11 protein-coding genes, 1 tRNA gene and 1 pseudogene are annotated in these 15,328 nt (G+C 68.6%); 3 read left to right on the plus strand and 10 right to left on the minus strand.

What is annotated here, in order from left to right; all coding sequences use genetic code 11:
* Positions 1 to 78 precede the first annotated feature (78 nt).
* From AB5J49_RS18340 to AB5J49_RS18365, 6 genes are all read right to left on the minus strand, one after another.
* Positions 79 to 870 carry a PDZ domain-containing protein gene (locus AB5J49_RS18340; RefSeq protein WP_369169705.1) on the minus strand — a complete coding sequence of 264 codons (792 nt, stop codon included), beginning with the start codon at positions 868 to 870 and terminating at the stop codon, positions 79 to 81.
* Positions 871 to 1,115: 245 nt separating this feature from the next.
* The gene (menC, locus tag AB5J49_RS18345) at positions 1,116 to 2,225 is read right to left on the minus strand and encodes an o-succinylbenzoate synthase (protein ID WP_369169706.1); all 1,110 of its coding nucleotides are present in this window, start codon (positions 2,223 to 2,225) and stop codon (positions 1,116 to 1,118) included.
* A complete protein-coding gene (locus tag AB5J49_RS18350; RefSeq protein WP_369169707.1) occupies positions 2,222 to 3,004 on the minus strand; it encodes a chorismate synthase in 783 nt (260 codons plus the stop codon). The genes menC and AB5J49_RS18350 overlap by 4 nt, the downstream gene beginning before the upstream one ends.
* A gap of 72 nt (positions 3,005 to 3,076) precedes the next feature.
* Entirely contained in the window at positions 3,077 to 3,718 is a 642-nt protein-coding gene (locus AB5J49_RS18355; protein ID WP_062703418.1) for an IclR family transcriptional regulator, read from the minus strand.
* 443 nt (positions 3,719 to 4,161) lie between these two features.
* Positions 4,162 to 5,955, minus strand: a complete 1,794-nt coding sequence (locus AB5J49_RS18360; protein ID WP_369169708.1) for a DEAD/DEAH box helicase — start codon at positions 5,953 to 5,955, stop codon at positions 4,162 to 4,164.
* 288 nt (positions 5,956 to 6,243) lie between these two features.
* The gene (locus AB5J49_RS18365) at positions 6,244 to 7,698 is read right to left on the minus strand and encodes an MFS transporter (protein ID WP_369169709.1); all 1,455 of its coding nucleotides are present in this window, start codon (positions 7,696 to 7,698) and stop codon (positions 6,244 to 6,246) included.
* Positions 7,699 to 8,022: 324 nt separating this feature from the next.
* Between AB5J49_RS18365 and AB5J49_RS18370 the strand changes: the two genes are divergently transcribed.
* Positions 8,023 to 8,094: transfer RNA gene (locus AB5J49_RS18370), tRNA-Cys, on the plus strand.
* A 1,785-nt stretch (positions 8,095 to 9,879) separates the two neighbouring features.
* Positions 9,880 to 10,086, plus strand: a complete 207-nt coding sequence (locus tag AB5J49_RS18375) for a DUF2180 family protein (RefSeq protein ID WP_369169710.1) — start codon at positions 9,880 to 9,882, stop codon at positions 10,084 to 10,086.
* A gap of 425 nt (positions 10,087 to 10,511) precedes the next feature.
* Here AB5J49_RS18375 and AB5J49_RS18380 read toward each other — a convergent pair whose 3' ends face one another.
* The 3 genes and pseudogenes from AB5J49_RS18380 to AB5J49_RS18390 form a co-directional block, all read right to left on the minus strand.
* The gene (locus tag AB5J49_RS18380) at positions 10,512 to 10,994 is read right to left on the minus strand and encodes a hypothetical protein (RefSeq protein WP_369169711.1); all 483 of its coding nucleotides are present in this window, start codon (positions 10,992 to 10,994) and stop codon (positions 10,512 to 10,514) included.
* 212 nt (positions 10,995 to 11,206) lie between these two features.
* Positions 11,207 to 11,416 (minus strand): annotated as a pseudogene (locus AB5J49_RS18385) (site-specific integrase); the annotation flags it as partial.
* Positions 11,417 to 11,465: 49 nt separating this feature from the next.
* Positions 11,466 to 12,047 carry a DUF4352 domain-containing protein gene (locus AB5J49_RS18390; RefSeq protein ID WP_369169712.1) on the minus strand — a complete coding sequence of 194 codons (582 nt, stop codon included), beginning with the start codon at positions 12,045 to 12,047 and terminating at the stop codon, positions 11,466 to 11,468.
* A gap of 255 nt (positions 12,048 to 12,302) precedes the next feature.
* Here AB5J49_RS18390 and AB5J49_RS18395 point away from each other — a divergent pair, with 255 nt between their 5' ends.
* Positions 12,303 to 13,559 (plus strand): LPXTG cell wall anchor domain-containing protein, encoded by a 1,257-nt coding sequence (locus tag AB5J49_RS18395; protein ID WP_369169713.1) that lies wholly within the window; start codon positions 12,303 to 12,305, stop codon positions 13,557 to 13,559.
* Positions 13,560 to 13,932: 373 nt separating this feature from the next.
* On the opposite strand, the gene AB5J49_RS18400 is transcribed toward AB5J49_RS18395, so the two are convergent.
* The gene (locus tag AB5J49_RS18400; protein ID WP_369169714.1) at positions 13,933 to 15,186 is read right to left on the minus strand and encodes an SUKH-4 family immunity protein; all 1,254 of its coding nucleotides are present in this window, start codon (positions 15,184 to 15,186) and stop codon (positions 13,933 to 13,935) included.
* Positions 15,187 to 15,328: the final 142 nt, after the last annotated feature.

Genomic DNA, 15,328 nt, shown 5'->3' on the forward strand with positions numbered 1-15,328 from the left:
GTCTCAGGCCGTTTGTTCCCCGATCACCGCCACGATTCATCCGTCAGCTCATGAAGACGCACCACGGACGGCCCCGACCTAGCAGCTCGGAACCGAGCCCTTCCCCGACTCCAGGGACTCCAGCGCGCCCACCGCCCCCTTCAGCGTGGTCACCGGGATCAGGCGCAGGCCCTTCGGGAGTTCCGTCTTCGCGTCGGAGCACTCGTCCTTCGGGACCAGGAAGACCGTCGCCCCGTCCCGCTTGGCCGCCTGGGTCTTCAGGGACACGCCGCCGACCGCGCCGACCTTGCCGGCGGCGTCGATCGTGCCCGTACCGGCGATGGTGCGGCCGCCGGTGAGGTCGGCTCCGGCCCCGGCGCCGTTGAGCTTGTCGATGACGCCCAGGGAGAAGAGGAGACCGGCGCTGGGGCCGCCCACGTCCGCCAGCTTCAGGGTGACCTTGATGTTCTTGTCGTTCAGGTCCAGGTAGTTCAGCGCGGCCTCGGTCGCGGCGTCCTGGGACTCCTTCATCTGCTCGGTGTTGTACTTCTCGATCTCCTGGGTGCTGCGGCCGCTCGGGTAGACGGAGTCGCGCGGCATGACCGCCTTGTCCGTGCGGAACCAGGCGTCGATCACGTCGCCGAGCGTCACGTCCGTGTCGGGCGAGGTCGCCTCGATCGTCGTCATGCGCAGCTCGCCGGTCGTGTCGCGGGTCGGCGCACCGGAGATGGTGATCACCGGCTCGCCCTTGTTCTCACCCAGCACGTCCGCCGTCAGGCCGGGCTGCGTCAGCGAGAACGGCAGCGGCGCGAAGGCGGCCGTGGCGAGCAGGGCCACCACCGGCAGGGCGCAGACGGCGAGGGCCTGGGGGCGCGTGAGACGAGAGAACACGGGTTCAATCTAACGTGGCGGCGGGTTCCGGCCAGGCCCAGGTCGGAGCTGGCCACCCCTGCCCAGGCCAGCCGCCTCAGGGCGGCCGGTTCAGGGCGGCCGACTCAGGGCGGCCGACTCAGGCCAGTCGGCTCGGGCCCACCGCCTCGGGCCCGCATCTCAGGCCGCCGCCTCGGGCAGGCCCACGCCCCAGGCCTGCACGCCGCAGGCCCGCCACCTCGGACCCGCCGCCGCAGGCCCGCACCTCAGGCCCCGTACAGCTCTCGCCGTTCCTTGGTGAAGCGCCGCAGTGCGCCCGGCAGCGGCGCCACCCCGATGCCCGGCGACCTCGGGACCGGCAGATGGCCGTCGACCAGCACGAACGGCTCCGTGATGTCCTCGGCGAAGTAGCGGCTGGAGGCGGAGGTGTCCCCGGGGAGGGTGCAGCCGGGCAGGGCCGCGAGTGCCAGGTTCGGCGCGCGGCCGATGCCCGTCTCCAGCATGCCGCCGCACCACACCGGCACCCCGTGCGCGTGCGCCACGTCATGGACCCGCCGCGCCTCCAGGTATCCCCCGACCCGCGCGGGCTTCACGTTCACGACCCGGCACGCGTCCATCGCGATCGCGGACGCGGTGTCGCGGGCGTTGTGCAGGGACTCGTCGAGGCAGACGGGGGTCGCGAGGCGCTGCTGGAGGCGGGCGTGGGCGTACAGGTTGTTCTCCGCCAGCGGCTCCTCGATCAGCAGCAGCCCGAACTCGTCGAGGCGCCGCAGATGCTCGGCGTCCGCGAGCGTGTACGCCGTGTTCGCGTCGACCTGGAGCGGCAGCTCCGCCCCGAAGCGCTCCCGCACGGCCCGTACGGGCTCCAGGTCCCAGCCGGGCTCGATCTTCAGCTTGATCCGGACGTACCCCTGCCCGAGATACCCCTCGACGTCGTCCAGCAGGTCGCCGATCGTCTCCTTGATCCCGACCGACACCCCAGCCGGCACCCGCTCCCGCACGGCCCCCAGATACGTCGCCAGCGGCATTCCGTACGACCGCAGCTCGGCGTCGAGGACTGCCGTCTCCAGCGCCGCCTTAGCCAGCTCGTGCCCCTTGGTCTTCTCCATCGCCGGAGCGAGGTGGGCCGTATCGAGCACGGGGAGCGCGGCGGCGCGCGGCAGCAGGAAGTCACGCAGCACGATCTCCGCGCCGGCCACGAACTCCGAGCAGTACAGCGGCTCGGGGTCGGCCGCGAACTCCGACCAGCCCTCGGCCGTGTCCGTGACGACGTGCAGCAGGAAGGTGTCCTTCGTCGTCATCGTGCCGTAGGAGGTACGGAAGGGGGTGACCAGCGGAATCGCCACGTGGACGATCTCGACGCGTTCGAGTTTCACGCGGCGGCCTCCCGGCGGGTGAGCGTGTACCAGCCGTCCCGGGACATCTCCGTCGCCCTGAACCCGTCGGCGAACGCCTTGGTGAACACCTCGCGCACGGCCCGCCGCCAGCGCAGCGCCAGCTCGGGGTGGGCGGCCCGCAGCGCCACGATGTCGTCCGGTACACGGCACCAGACGTGGCACTCGTCGAGGTCGCGGCGGGCGAGCGGGGAGCCGTCGGGGGCGGTGTGCGTGGTGGGCGCAGCCTCGCGATCACCAGTGCCACCAGTGCCACCGGTGTCGTACGACTGTCTGGGCCCGGTCAGGTCCCAGGCCACCGCCAGCCGGTCGGTCTCGTCGCCGTCGTTCACCCCGTCCGCCATGGGGCCGTAGAAGTCGACGAGGTACTCGGTCCCCACGGCGCCCAGCTTGACGAAGTTGAACCGGGCGTTGCGACCGACCAGCGGGTCGAAGGTCCAGCGCATCGTGCGTGCCCCGAGTTCCAGCGCCCAGGCCCGCTGCGCCTGCTTGACCTGCACCCCGAGCCCCTGGTCAGCGGCGGCCAGCAGGGAGTACGTCTCCCGCAGCGCGGGCGGCCCGAACACGGCAACGCTCGCGCCCGCGAGCCGCTGCCCGTCGTACGCGGCGTGCACGGCCCCGCCCGCGTGAGCGAGGCTGTGCAGCGTCTCGGACAGTAAGGGCGGTGCGCTGCGGGGCGTCTGCCACACGTCACTGAAGTAGTCGGCGACGGCCGCGAACCCGGCGACGTCGTGCACGGTGCGGATGCTGAGTGAGGTCATGTGTCGAGTGTCGGAGGCCGCGCAGGCCCTGCCTAGAGCGCACGAGCACGCAGCCTCCGAACCGGACACGCCTCAGCGCAACGCCTCCGCCACCTCCCGCGCCGCGTCCATGACCCGCGGCCCGACCCGCTCCGGCACCGCGTCGGCCAGCATCACGACACCCACGCTGCCCTCGACACCCGTGACCCCGAGCAACGGCGCGGCCGCCCCGCTCGCTCCTGCCTCCAACTCGCCGTGGGTCAGGGTGTATCCGGGTTCCTCCAGCGGCTGTTGCCGGGCGGCGAGTATCGCCCGGCCCGCGGCCCCCCGGTCCAAGGGGTGCCGGAAACCGGCCCGGTAGGCCACGTGATAGTCCGTCCACGTCGGCTCGACCACGGCGACGGCGAGTGCCTCCGTGCCGTCCACCAGTGTCAGATGGGCCGTCGCCCCGATGTCCTCGGCCAGCGAGCGCAGCGCGGGAAGCGCCGCCTCCCGTACCAGTGGATGCACCTGCCGGCCCAGTCGCAGCACGCCGAGCCCGACCCGGGCGCGGCCGCCCAGGTCACGGCGTACGAGGGCGTGCTGTTCAAGTGTGGCGAGCAGCCGGTACACGACGGTCCGGTTCACGCCCAGTTTGTTGGAAAGCTCGGTGACGGTCAGCCCGTGGTCCGTATCGGCCAGCAGCTTGAGGACACGCAGTCCTCGGTCGAGCGTCTGAGAGGTCTCCGCGGTCACGACGCCCACTCCTTAAGTGGTGAGGTCGGCGACCCCCTCGCGGCGGATGCGTGCACCGAGTCCCGTCGGTGACGCGCTTCAGAGGCCGCCGATCGGCCGGCGGTCCGGCCTTCCGGACCGCGTCGCTTCACGGCTGCGCTCCGCGGCGGCGCTGCCACGGGGCGTGTGCGTAGCGGGACATTAGCGAAGGCGGTTCGCTGAGCGGAAGGCTCCGTCCAGAATCCGGGCGGCGGCGGGTACGACCCACGCCCTTTCGTCCTGCTATATGCGGCACATGGGGCGCCCTGACAGGCGCGCAGCGCCTGGAGGGGCGCGGGGCTGTATCAATATGCGGCTCCGCCGCGTGGGCGCGCCCAGCCCCCACCGGCCCGCGGCCGAAGTAGGACAGGTGCCCCCCATAAGAACCGGCTCAGGCACAGCGCCCAGCGGCACCGCGCCCAGCGTCACCGCATCCGGGTGGCCCACTCCTGAACCTTGGCGATCCGCTGCCGCAACTGCCCCGCCGTGGCCTCGGCGCTCGGCGGCCCGCCGCACACCCGCCGCAGCTCGGTGTGGATCACACCGTGCGGCTTGCCGCTCTGGTGGACGTACGCGCTGACCATGGTGTTGAGCTGCTTACGGAGCTCCATCATCTCCTTGTGCGAGACGACGGGCCGCCGCTCGGCGGGCAGCTCCAGCAGGTCGGCCTCGTCGTCCGGCTTCTTGCGGCTGTGCGCGATCTGCCTGGCCTGCCGCTTCTGGAGGAGCAGCTGCACCTGATCCGGCTCCAGCAGCCCCGGAATCCCGAGGTAGTCCTGCTCCTCCTCGCTCCCGGGGTGGGCCTGCATGCCGAACTCGGCGCCGTCGTACAGCACCCGGTCGAAGACGGCCTCGGACTCCAGCGCCTCGAAGGAGAACTGCTCCTGCTCGCCGGTGTCCTCGTCCTGCTCCTTGTTCGCCTCCTCCATCTCCTTCTCGGATTCGGCGTACGGGTCCTCCTCGCCCTCCTTCTTCGGCTTGTCGAGGGCGTGGTCGCGCTCGACCTCCATCTCGTTGGCGAAGGTGAGGAGGTCGGGGACGGTCGGGAGGAAGACGGAGGCGGTCTCGCCGCGGCGGCGGGAACGCACGAAGCGGCCGACGGCCTGCGCGAAGAAGAGCGGGGTGGAGATGGTGGTGGCGTACACCCCCACCGCCAGCCGAGGTACGTCGACCCCCTCGGACACCATCCGCACCGCGACCATCCACCGGTCGTTGTTGCCGCTGAAGTCGTCGATCCGCTTGGACGCCCCGGCGTCGTCGGAGAGGACGAGGGTCGCCTTGGTTCCCGTGATCTCACGGATGAGCTTGGCGTACGCGCGCGCGGAGTCCTGGTCGGAGGCGATGACGAGGGCACCGGCGTCCGGAATGGCCTTCCTGACCTCGGTCAGCCGCCGGTCGGCGGCGCGCAGCACGCTGGGCATCCACTCGCCGCGCGGATCCAGCGCCGTACGCCACGCCTGGCTGATGGCGTCCTTCGTCATCGGCTCGCCGAGCCGAGCGGCGATCTCGTCCCCCGCCTTGGTCCGCCAGCGCATGTTGCCGCTGTAGGAGAGGAAGATGACGGGCCGCACGACGTGGTCGGCGAGCGCGTTGCCATAGCCGTAGGTGTAGTCGGCGGCGGACCGCCGGATCCCGTCGTTCCCCTCCTCGTACGTGACGAAGGGGATGGGATTGGTGTCGGACCGGAAGGGCGTACCGGTCAGGGCGAGGCGGCGCGTGGCGGGCTCGAAGGCTTCGAGGCAGGCCTCGCCCCAGGACTTGCTGTCACCCGCGTGATGGATCTCATCGAGGATCACGAGGGTCTTGCGCTGCTCGACCCGGTTCCGGTGGAGCATGGGCCGCACGCCGACACCGGCGTACGTGACGGCGACACCGTGGTAGTCCTTGCCGAGCGGGCCCGCGCTGTACTCGGGATCGAGCTTGATCCCTATCCGCGCGGCGGCCTCCGCCCACTGCTTCTTCAGATGCTCGGTCGGCGCGACCACCGTGACCTGCTGCACGACATGGTGGTGCAGCAGCCAGGACGCGAGCGTCAGGGCGAAGGTCGTCTTTCCGGCGCCAGGCGTGGCGACCGCGAGGAAGTCACGCGGCTGCTCCTGGATGTACTTCTCCATCGCCCCCTGCTGCCAGGCGCGCAGCTTGCTGGCGGTGCCCCACGGGGCGCGGCCGGGGAAGGCGGGGGATAGGTGGTGCGAGGAGGAGGCGGCGGTGGTAGTCACGGTCTCCGTAAGGGGGTCGGGCTCGGCTACGTATGACAACCGGGCCACCCTACCGGCGGCCCGACGGTGCCGATGTGCGGACCAGGCCGGGTCACGCGCGGGTGGGACCGACGTCACAACCGCCGCGGCGTTCTCAGGCCTTCGCCCCCGGCCGCCGTGCGGATCTTTCAGCCCGTCTGAGGGTGCCCCCCTCTGGGGGAGTTCGGGGACGAGGCCCTTCGGGCCGAAGCGGGGCTCCAAGGGCCGGCGGGGGCGACACCCTCCGGCGCCCACCCCACCCCTCACCGCTCACCGCTCCCGCAACCGCGTGGTCACCCAGGCCCCCACCAACGCCACCCCCGCCATCGGCAGGAACACCGCCGCGAACGCCGCCGGATGCGCCCCCGCGCCGGAGCCCTCCCCGGCCGCGTGACTCACCGTGCCGCCTCCCAGAGCCGCGAAGGCGGCACCCCCCGCGGCCAGCAGGACGACATTGGACAGGCCGTCGGAGATCTGGAGCGCGGCGGAGTTGGTGCCGGCCTCCTCGGGGGCGGACAGATGGAGCAGCAGCACGCTCGTGGAGGAGATGACCAGCCCCATCCCGAAGCAGCCGAACGCCCACGCCACGGCGACGGTCCAGGCCGGCACGGAGTCGATCAGCACACTCGGCGCGGCGGCGATGGCAGCCGCCACCAGCACCATCCCCCACGTCATCAGGCGTTCCCGATACGGCTCCACCCGCGGCCGCGACTGCATCCACGACCCCAGCGCCCACGTCCCGCCGCCCGCCGCGAGCGAGAACCCGGCGAGCGTCGGCGACAGCCCTCGCTGGGTGACCAGCATCAGCGGCACGAAGGACTCGGCCGCGATGAACGACCCCGCGGCGACCCCGCGCAACAGCACCACGGACGGCAGCCCGCGCACCGCCCGGTACGTGCCGCGCGGGAGCAGCCCGAGCACGGCCGGCACGAGCAGCGCGGCGCCGGCGACGCCGGGGACGAGGGAGAGCCACCGCAGGTCCTGGGCGGCGTACTGCAGCAGCCCCGCCCCGAGGGAGATACCGAGCGCGAGCCGGATACGGCGCCGGTCGAAGGAGACGGCACCGGCGAACGGGTCGACCGGCCCTCCCGCCCGCCGCCGTATCTGCGGCAGCGCGAGGGCGAGCGGAAACACGACGAGCGCCGGAATGCCGACGAACACCCAGCGCCAGCCCAGATGCTCGGTCACCGCCCCGGAAGCCAGCGGCCCCACGATCGACGGCACGACCCAGCTCGCCGCGAACGCCGCCATGATCGCCGGCCGCAACCGCTCGGGATAGGCCCGCCCGACGACGACGTACAACGCGACGATCACCAGCCCGCCCCCGAGCCCCTGCACGGCCCGCCCGAGGATGAACAGCCACATGACCCCGGCGGTCCCGGACAGCAGCAGCCCTGCCCCGAACGCGGCGATCCCCGCGCTCAGCGCCCCCAACGGCCCCCGCCGGTCCGACCACTGCCCCGCCAGCACCATCCCGAACAGGCTGGTGGTGAAGTACCCCGAGAACGCGAAGGCGTACAACGACACCCCGTCCAGCTCCCGCGCGGCCACCGGCATAGCCGTCCCAACTGCGGTGGCCTCGAAGGCAATGAGCAGCACGACGGAGACGATCCCGACACTGAGCGCCCGATGGGACCGACTGAGCACGGTCTCCTCGGAGTCGGAGGCCAAGGGAACATCGGATGTCTTCGCGACACCGGCGTCGCGCGGCTCGAGGGCAGTCATGCCCTCGAGCGTAAGGGCCACAACCAACTTTGACCCCTGTCGAGAGACGGCTCCGCTCTGAGACCTTGGTCGTACGACCGCCGGGATTCATGAACGGCGTGTGGCAGTCCCATTGCAGACCCGCCGGTTCCCTTGATGGCCCCACGGCCAGGCCCTTACGGTCGAACCACCGACCAGGGCCGAACACCCGAAGTCGGAAGATGGCCGTGTGCCCGAGTGGTTCAGGGGCTCGCCTGCGCTGCATCCATCAGCGAGCTTCGCTCGCGGGGAGTTACGCGGGTTCGATTCCCACCACTCAGCGCACACACGGCCAGCATTGGTAACGGCCGTGTGCCCGAGTGGTTCAGGGGCTCGCCTGCAAAGCGAGTTACGTGGGTTCGAATCCCGCCACGGCCTCTTATACGTGGTCTGATCTGCGCAAACGCGGAACAGGATCGGCGCATCGCAGCACGTCAACGCGGCGGGTGTGGAAGTCACCTCGTTCATCGCCGGGCAGAGATTCCGCGGAAACGGGTGCCGGGCAAGAGAATGGTCAAGTAAGTTTACAGCATCCGAAACTGATAAATCGTGCGATTTCATACGGGTTGATTTTTCCAAATCAACGCTCGCCTATCACGTACTCAACAACCTGCACATAGCAAGCGTTGTTTGCACAGCTGAAGCGATACCAAACATATGGGGTACTGCGCATGAAACGGGGACGCGAATGGTCCGGAAACATATACCGGAAGTTTCACTAGTTCTACCAAACTAGCCCCCCAACCTTCAGAAGTGTGCCCGCCTACGAACTTGGGATTCAGGATGCAAAGCATGCTGATACGCCTGAAGAGTCGACCCCGGAAAACGGCGAAGTGTCGCGATGAATTCCCGAATGACGCGCTGCCTGGATTCCTTTCAGTCGGAACGTATCTCGCGCCTAAGAAAGAGTTCACCCTTAGCGCTACAGAACTAGAAGCCTCTCACATCGTTGATGTAAACAGCGATTCTCCGCTTCCATGGCTCATTATGGTCACATCCTCGTGCACCACTGAAGATATCCGCTTCACCGAGGGGAAGCGTCGACGTCGTGGCTGGAGCGCAAAAGTCCCCCTGGAGGGCAGGGGGAGGAAGAGGGCGCGCAGTCGACGAAACCTGAGCAAGCCGATTGTTGCCGTATCGGGCGGTCGCAGCGACGAAAGGGTAGAGGTATCCGTTGAATGGATTTGCCAAGACTTCACGTTCGCCGGCACAGGATCTACCCAGAACCCTGCGATCATAACTTTTGACACTACCCCTTAGGAGTGTAAGGGGTGTCCAATTCCTTAGGCTTGTAAGGGGTGTCCGGTGAAAGAGGCGGTCCCATTTATCGCTGCGAGCCTCATGTTCCTGCTGAGCCCGCTCTTGACCAAGCGGGCAAAGGAGGCCGTTCGGAGTTGGATATCTTCGGAGGAGGCTAAGTCCAATGTCGGCCTCGGAACACCCCCCTATTACCTATCCCCAGCACAAATTGAAGACTATGTCGAATTTGCCGCCGATGCGGTGCAGATCGTACCTGCGGTCACGCTGACAAGCGTAGGGACTATGCTCTGCTTCCCGGACACTATGGCAACCTGGCTCGCCGGAGAGCAATCTATGTCATAATTTCGATCATCTTGATCGTCTCCGACTCCGGCATGTACCTCTCTCGCCCTCAAGCCTATCTGGCCAGAAAATTCCTAGGCCTATCATACGTGGCACTTGGGGGCCTGATTTTGAATATAGCCGGAATTCCGCTCGCCTTGGCTTTTAATTAGCACCCTTTGGTTTCCTCGACCTGCGACCTCGCACGCCTTTCGCAGAATGGCCACTGCCGCGTCTGCGTCGAACTCGGTGCGCTCAGTCGTCGTCATGCCGTCTCGGGTTCCTGCCCTCCTTACCGTTTCCATGCCTCCGAGTTGTTCCGTATGCCCAACGGCGTCAGGCTTGAGATAGCGGACCCCTCAGTTCACTAGGCGGGAGGAAGACCATGGTTCCGAAGCGTTCGCCGGGGGGGTCGAACCGTGGCGCTACGCCCCCGACGACTTGGCCACCCGCCGCCAAGTTGCCAGGTCGCCAGGTTTGCGGAGCCGCAGCGGGGGGGACTCCGGAACCCACAGCGAGAGAGTCAGGCCACCTGAAGCCAGTCCTCGCTGGCAGCCCCTACGGCTGAAAGGTCGTCCTTACATGAACTGCTATGAATGCGCCCAGTCGGGGCGGGCCTCAGAAGCAGTAGCCGTCTGCCGGCTGTGCGGGGCCGCTGTCTGCAGCGACCACGTGCGCACCGAGGCGATGCAACTCAGTGGAGCCGCCCAACCCGGCAAGATGGGGCACGACCAACCGGCCAGGCGGCTGACCTGTCCGGTGTGCCGTTCGGCGGAGGAGTCGGCCTGAGTCCCTGCGGGCCCAACCTTCCGCTTCGATGCGGTAGAGATCCACTCTGCGCCGCGAACATGATCGGGTTCCGTCTCAGTTTCCGTCTCGTTCATCGTTGTACGCGGCCGTCCAGAGCCGTTCACCCTGCCCCGATAGTCGTGGCGTCCGTACGGGAATGAACAACGGCGAACGAGCCCGGATCACGCCCTGACCAACCCGGACAAACCTGCAAAGCGAGTTACGTGGGTTCGAATCCCGCCACGGCCTCTACTGCCTGACCAGGCAAAAACGACAGGGCGGCACCCCTCCGGGGGTGCCGCCCTGTCGGCCGTCCGTCGCAGCTCTCGTCTCAGTTGAACTGCTGTAGCTCGTACCGGTTCGCGGTGCACGCACTGCGAGGCCTGTCGTTCGTCAGTCCGTCGATCGAGGCAGGGCGTGTCGCCTCATCGGCCTCCAGGACAGATTTTGAAGCCGGTGGCCCTCGCTTTCGTGATGGCCTCCAAGCCCATACGTCCACCCTCGGTGATGTAAGGGTTAGCGTCCTCTCCGCCATCCTCCATCACATCGGCGGCAATCTCGTATTGACGTATAGACCCCAAGGCCAAGGACTGAGCTTCAGCCACATCCTGCTTCTTTTCTTCATAGGGGACAGCAAGAGCCTGCCAGTCACGGACGACTTCGCTGAGCACTTTATTCTTCTCGCGAAGGTGCGCAGCATATGCTGCCGGATCACCCTGCCACGGCCCATCGCCCAACTCCGCAAGAGCCGGACCGTGCTTTGCGCATGCCGCGTCAGATTCCGCGAGATAAGAAGCGAACGCCTCTTTAGAGGATTCCACCTGCTCCTCCGACACATCCTCTTTGTAGATGACGAAAATTGCGACTAGGAGGGCTGCCACTCCGACCACTACGCCAATGAGGGTCAACCGCTGCTCTCTAGTCCAACCAGCATGAGGCGCGGGTTCGCCCGTGGGAGGTGCGGGGTCGCTCGTGGGAGGTGCGGGGTCGCCCGTGGGAGGTGCGGGGTCGCCGGATGCCATTCGTCGCTCCAATGGTCCTGTCCGCCTGAGACCGTCGAAAATAGGCGTCCCCGCCGGCGACCACCAGGGCGCGCGCAGAGCGCAAAAGTTGCGAAGTATCACCATGCACGCCTGCTGACTTCAGCTAACCCGACAAGCACAACTACGCACGCGACATCGGCCCGTACAGCGCCCGACATGTGCTGGTACCGGGCGGCCATGGCGGTGGTCGACCACCCCATGAGGCCCATGACGGCGCTCGGGACACCGAGGATAAGCAGGACCGTGGCGGCCGTGTGGCGAGCGTCGCGCAGACGCCCGTCCCTGACGTTGGTTGGGGGCAACCCTCACGAGGAGGTCGCCTCTTCGTACCGGGGGCTAGGGCACATTCCACTGCCCTACATTGCCGGCGAACCCGCTGGCCATGGCGAACTGGATCTTCGCAATCTTCGAGGCGGTTGGGACCTCGAAGGTGATGAACCCAAGAGCGGTGTCGCCCGGGACAAGGGTGACGCTTCCGCCAAAGCCCGGTCCCGCGGCTGTTTCCTCGATCGAAGCGCTGAACTGCTGCCCCTGCGTATCCCTCACCTTCGCTCCATTGTCCGGCGAGTCGTCGTACACGGCGGAACCGGTGTTCCGCAGCCTGAACTGGACGGCAACGAACCGCTCGCCCGACTCAGGGCTGGAGAACTCGTTCTTGGCCCGTGCCGGATCGACAACCTTGACCACTGTGACGGCGAGATTCTCGCCCTCATCAGTACCGGTCAGGTTGAGGGTGCCGCCCACTGACGCGGCAGATGGCGCTGCGCTCGGCGTCGAAGTGGGCGGCTGCGTGGTAGTCGTTTGCTGCTCGGGTGCACTGGTCGTCGGCGTGGTCGTGACCGTCTTATCCCCATCCCCGCAAGCGGCCACGGCGATGCTGACCAACACGGCCAAGGCAAGCGCAATCAGGCGACGCATCGGTTACTCACCTCGGTTCGCCAGTGCCCAGAAAGCGCGGAATATGAAGTTAAGGAACACGATCCCTCTGAGTAAGGGGCGCCGCAAACAGTGGCATGCGCGCCACGGCCTCCGCCTCTCTACTCTCTCCCCCACCCCTCCCCTGCATCTCCTCAAACAGCAGCACAACCCTGGACCCCCTCCAGCTGTCCAGGACATGACTGGACGGCAAAGCTCCGGTCGCCGTGCTTCCTGTCCCGACGAGGAGACCCATCCGTGCGCCAGCGCATCCGCCCCTCGCACATCCGCCCCTCCGCGGCCATCGTGGCCGCTGCCGCGATCGCCGCGGCCGTTCCCGCGGTCGTCGCTCCCGCGGCGCATGCCGAGGAGGCCGCGCCGTCCCTGGTGATCTCGCGCCTGCCGAGTACGTCTCCCAAGCCCGGTGAGGTGTCCGACGAGTCCGTCGTCATCACCAACAAGGGCACCGCGGCCGCGGACGGCGTCACCTTCCGGATCCGGCTGACCCGGGGCCTCGACTTCCCCGAGTCCGTCCAGGGCTGCACCTACTCGACCATCGAGGACCAGGTCCGGCAGGCGCTCTGCGAGCTCGACACGGTCATCGAACCCGGTGCCTCCGTCGAGACCCCCGTGCGGTTCAAGGCGCTGCCCAAGGCGCTGATGGAGGCCGTCGAGTACGGCACCTCGCCCACCGGTGAGGCCCCCGGCGAGGGGTTCACCGACAGCTACCAGCGTGTGACCCTCAGGGCGGACAGCTCGGCCGACCTCGCCGCGATCGGTGAGGAGACCGAGGCGCTCCCCGGCGGCCAGCAGTCGTTCACCGTGAAGCTCCGCAACGACGGCCCCGGCTGGATCCAGAACCAGGAGAGCGACGACCTGACCGCACTCATGGTGCAGATCCCGCCGGGCACCGTCGCCGTCGAAGTGCCCAAGGAGTGCAAGCCGTTCGGGATCGACGGCCCGACCGGCCCCTCGGCTCCGGGCAAGCCCCGGTACGTCTGCCGGCCCGACGGCGCCGTCATCGAGGTCGGCGAGACGTACGCCTACACCTTCCTGGTGAAGATCAACGAGAGCGCCAAGGACCCCAAGGGTGAGGTGAAGGCGACCTCCATCTACGACATCCACCCGTGGTTCGACAAGAACCCCGCCAACGACAAGGCCTACGTCAGCATCGACCTCCCCAGCGACAACGAACCCGGCCCCGCCACCTCCGGCGGCTCCTCCACCGGCGGCTCGACGGACGGCGGCTCCACCACGGGCGGCGACGGCAACGACCCCGAGGGCCAGTCCACCGGCGGCACGGGCAGCACCGGCGGCACCGGCTCCACGTCGGCCGGCACCTCCGCGGGCACCTCGGCCGGCGGCTCCACCACCGGTTCCCTCGACGGCAACCTGGCGAGCACCGGCTCCGACGGCACCCCGCTCATCGCCGGTTCCGCAGCCGCCGCAGCAGCCCTCGGCGGTGCCCTGGTCCTGGCCGTACGTCGCCGCCGCGCCGCCGCCAAGTCCTCCTGACGATGCCTGTCCCTGGGGCCGCCGGCCGAAGGCGCCCGGCCTCAGGGATGCGGCACAGCCCGCGCGACGTGGGCCTGGAGGAGGCGCGGCGAGTTCTCGAACCCCAGCGGTGCGAGGAGGCGTTCTGCTCGGCCCAGGTGACGAAGTGGCGTACGAAGGCGTCGTGGTCGACGGCTGCCGGTGCCGCGCCGTCGTTCTCGAGGATCCGCTGCCACCGCAGTCCCGCGACGGCCGCTAATTCACGCGGTTCGACCGGGCGGACGGTGAGGTTGTCCATACGGGAACTGTCGATCTCCCGCACCACGGCCTACCGGTCAACTCACCGTTTCCCGCCGGTCGGTCGATCCACCATGTCCCGCCCCCGCCCGATACCTCACCGCACCCCGCCCACCGACTCCAGCACCCCGCTCGCCTCGTCCTGGAACACCTCCGTCCAGTAATGCCGGCCGTCCCCGTCGGCGGCCCTGGTGCCGGTCGGGTCGACCGTCGACAGGACCTGGAGCATCGTCATGGCCAGCTGGTCGTAGGTGTCGGTCGTCAGCTCGTGGCCCGACTGCTCGTCGATCGCCTGCTCGCGGTGCAGCAGCCAGAGCGTGAAGGCGAGCGTCGAGACGTCCGTGTTCAGGGGGAACAGCCTCGCCTCGGGCTCGCTCCAGTTCAGGACCGCGCCCGTCTCGCCGTCGACGACCAGGCTGTCGTCCTCGACGAGATGACCGAGGCGTATCAAACAGTCGGCCCGGGCGGGCAGTTCGGCGACCCGCTCCACGTCGGCGTAGTACTCGGCCAGCGTCTGCAGCGGCGCATCCGTCTCCAGCGAGAACAGGAAGCCGTCCTCCGGCAGGCCCACCTCGCGCAGGAAGCGGCGGGTCGGGTCGTGCGTGAGCGTGACGGGGAAGTCGACCTCCTCGAAGCGCACCACCTTGCCCTTGCCGAATTCCTGGTCCAGGAGGCGCGGCGGCAGGTCCAGGGCAAGCCCCGACTCTCCGGCCCGGCCCGCGACGAGCGCCAGGGGGCGGATCAGGGCCGCCATCTTCCAGAACGGCGCCGGCTCGCCGTCCGTGCCGTCCTCGAACACCGCCAGCAGGTGCTGCGAGGCCTGCGCCACCGCCTTCGGGCCGTAACGGCCGACGTAGGAGGCGAACTGGCCGCGCAGGCCCGCCAGTTCGTCCGTCGCCTCAGCGAACCGGACCAGCGTCCGCAGGGACGGTGCCAGCGGGCGGCGGTCCATCAGGTCGGGGCGGTCGTGCAGGAAGTACGTCGTCGAGATCTCGCCCGTCGCGCCGTCCAGCAGGACCGACTCCATCTCCAGGCCGCCGGGGCCCAGCAGTCCGCCTATCACCAGCTGGTCCCGCAGCTCCGCCGCCAGCCGGTCGGCCGGATCGCCCGTCGAGTCGGCCACCGTCCGCAAGCCCTGCCGACCCTCACGGCACAGCTCGGCGAAGCTCAACACGCCGCTGCCGCAGGGCAGTCCGGGACCCGTCAGCCAGCGACGCGTCGACGCGTGCGTGACGTACGGAGCCAGCTCGGTGTCGGTCAGGATGATCGCCGTGTCGCTGACGCAGGTTGCACTGGCGCAGGTTGTACTGGCGCAGGCTGTACTGGTGTAAGTCGTAGTCGTCGTGCTCATGGCTCCCCCGCATGCGCTTGCTCACCGCCCCGGGCAGGACACGGCCGACCGCCCGACCCGCCGGATCCGGCCGCCGTCCCCACTGCCCAGAACACTACGCGCCACCACTGACAACGCCCCGGATCAGCGCGATCGCCCACAA

Source organism: Streptomyces sp. R28 (assembly GCF_041052385.1).
Lineage (GTDB): Bacteria > Actinomycetota > Actinomycetes > Streptomycetales > Streptomycetaceae > Streptomyces.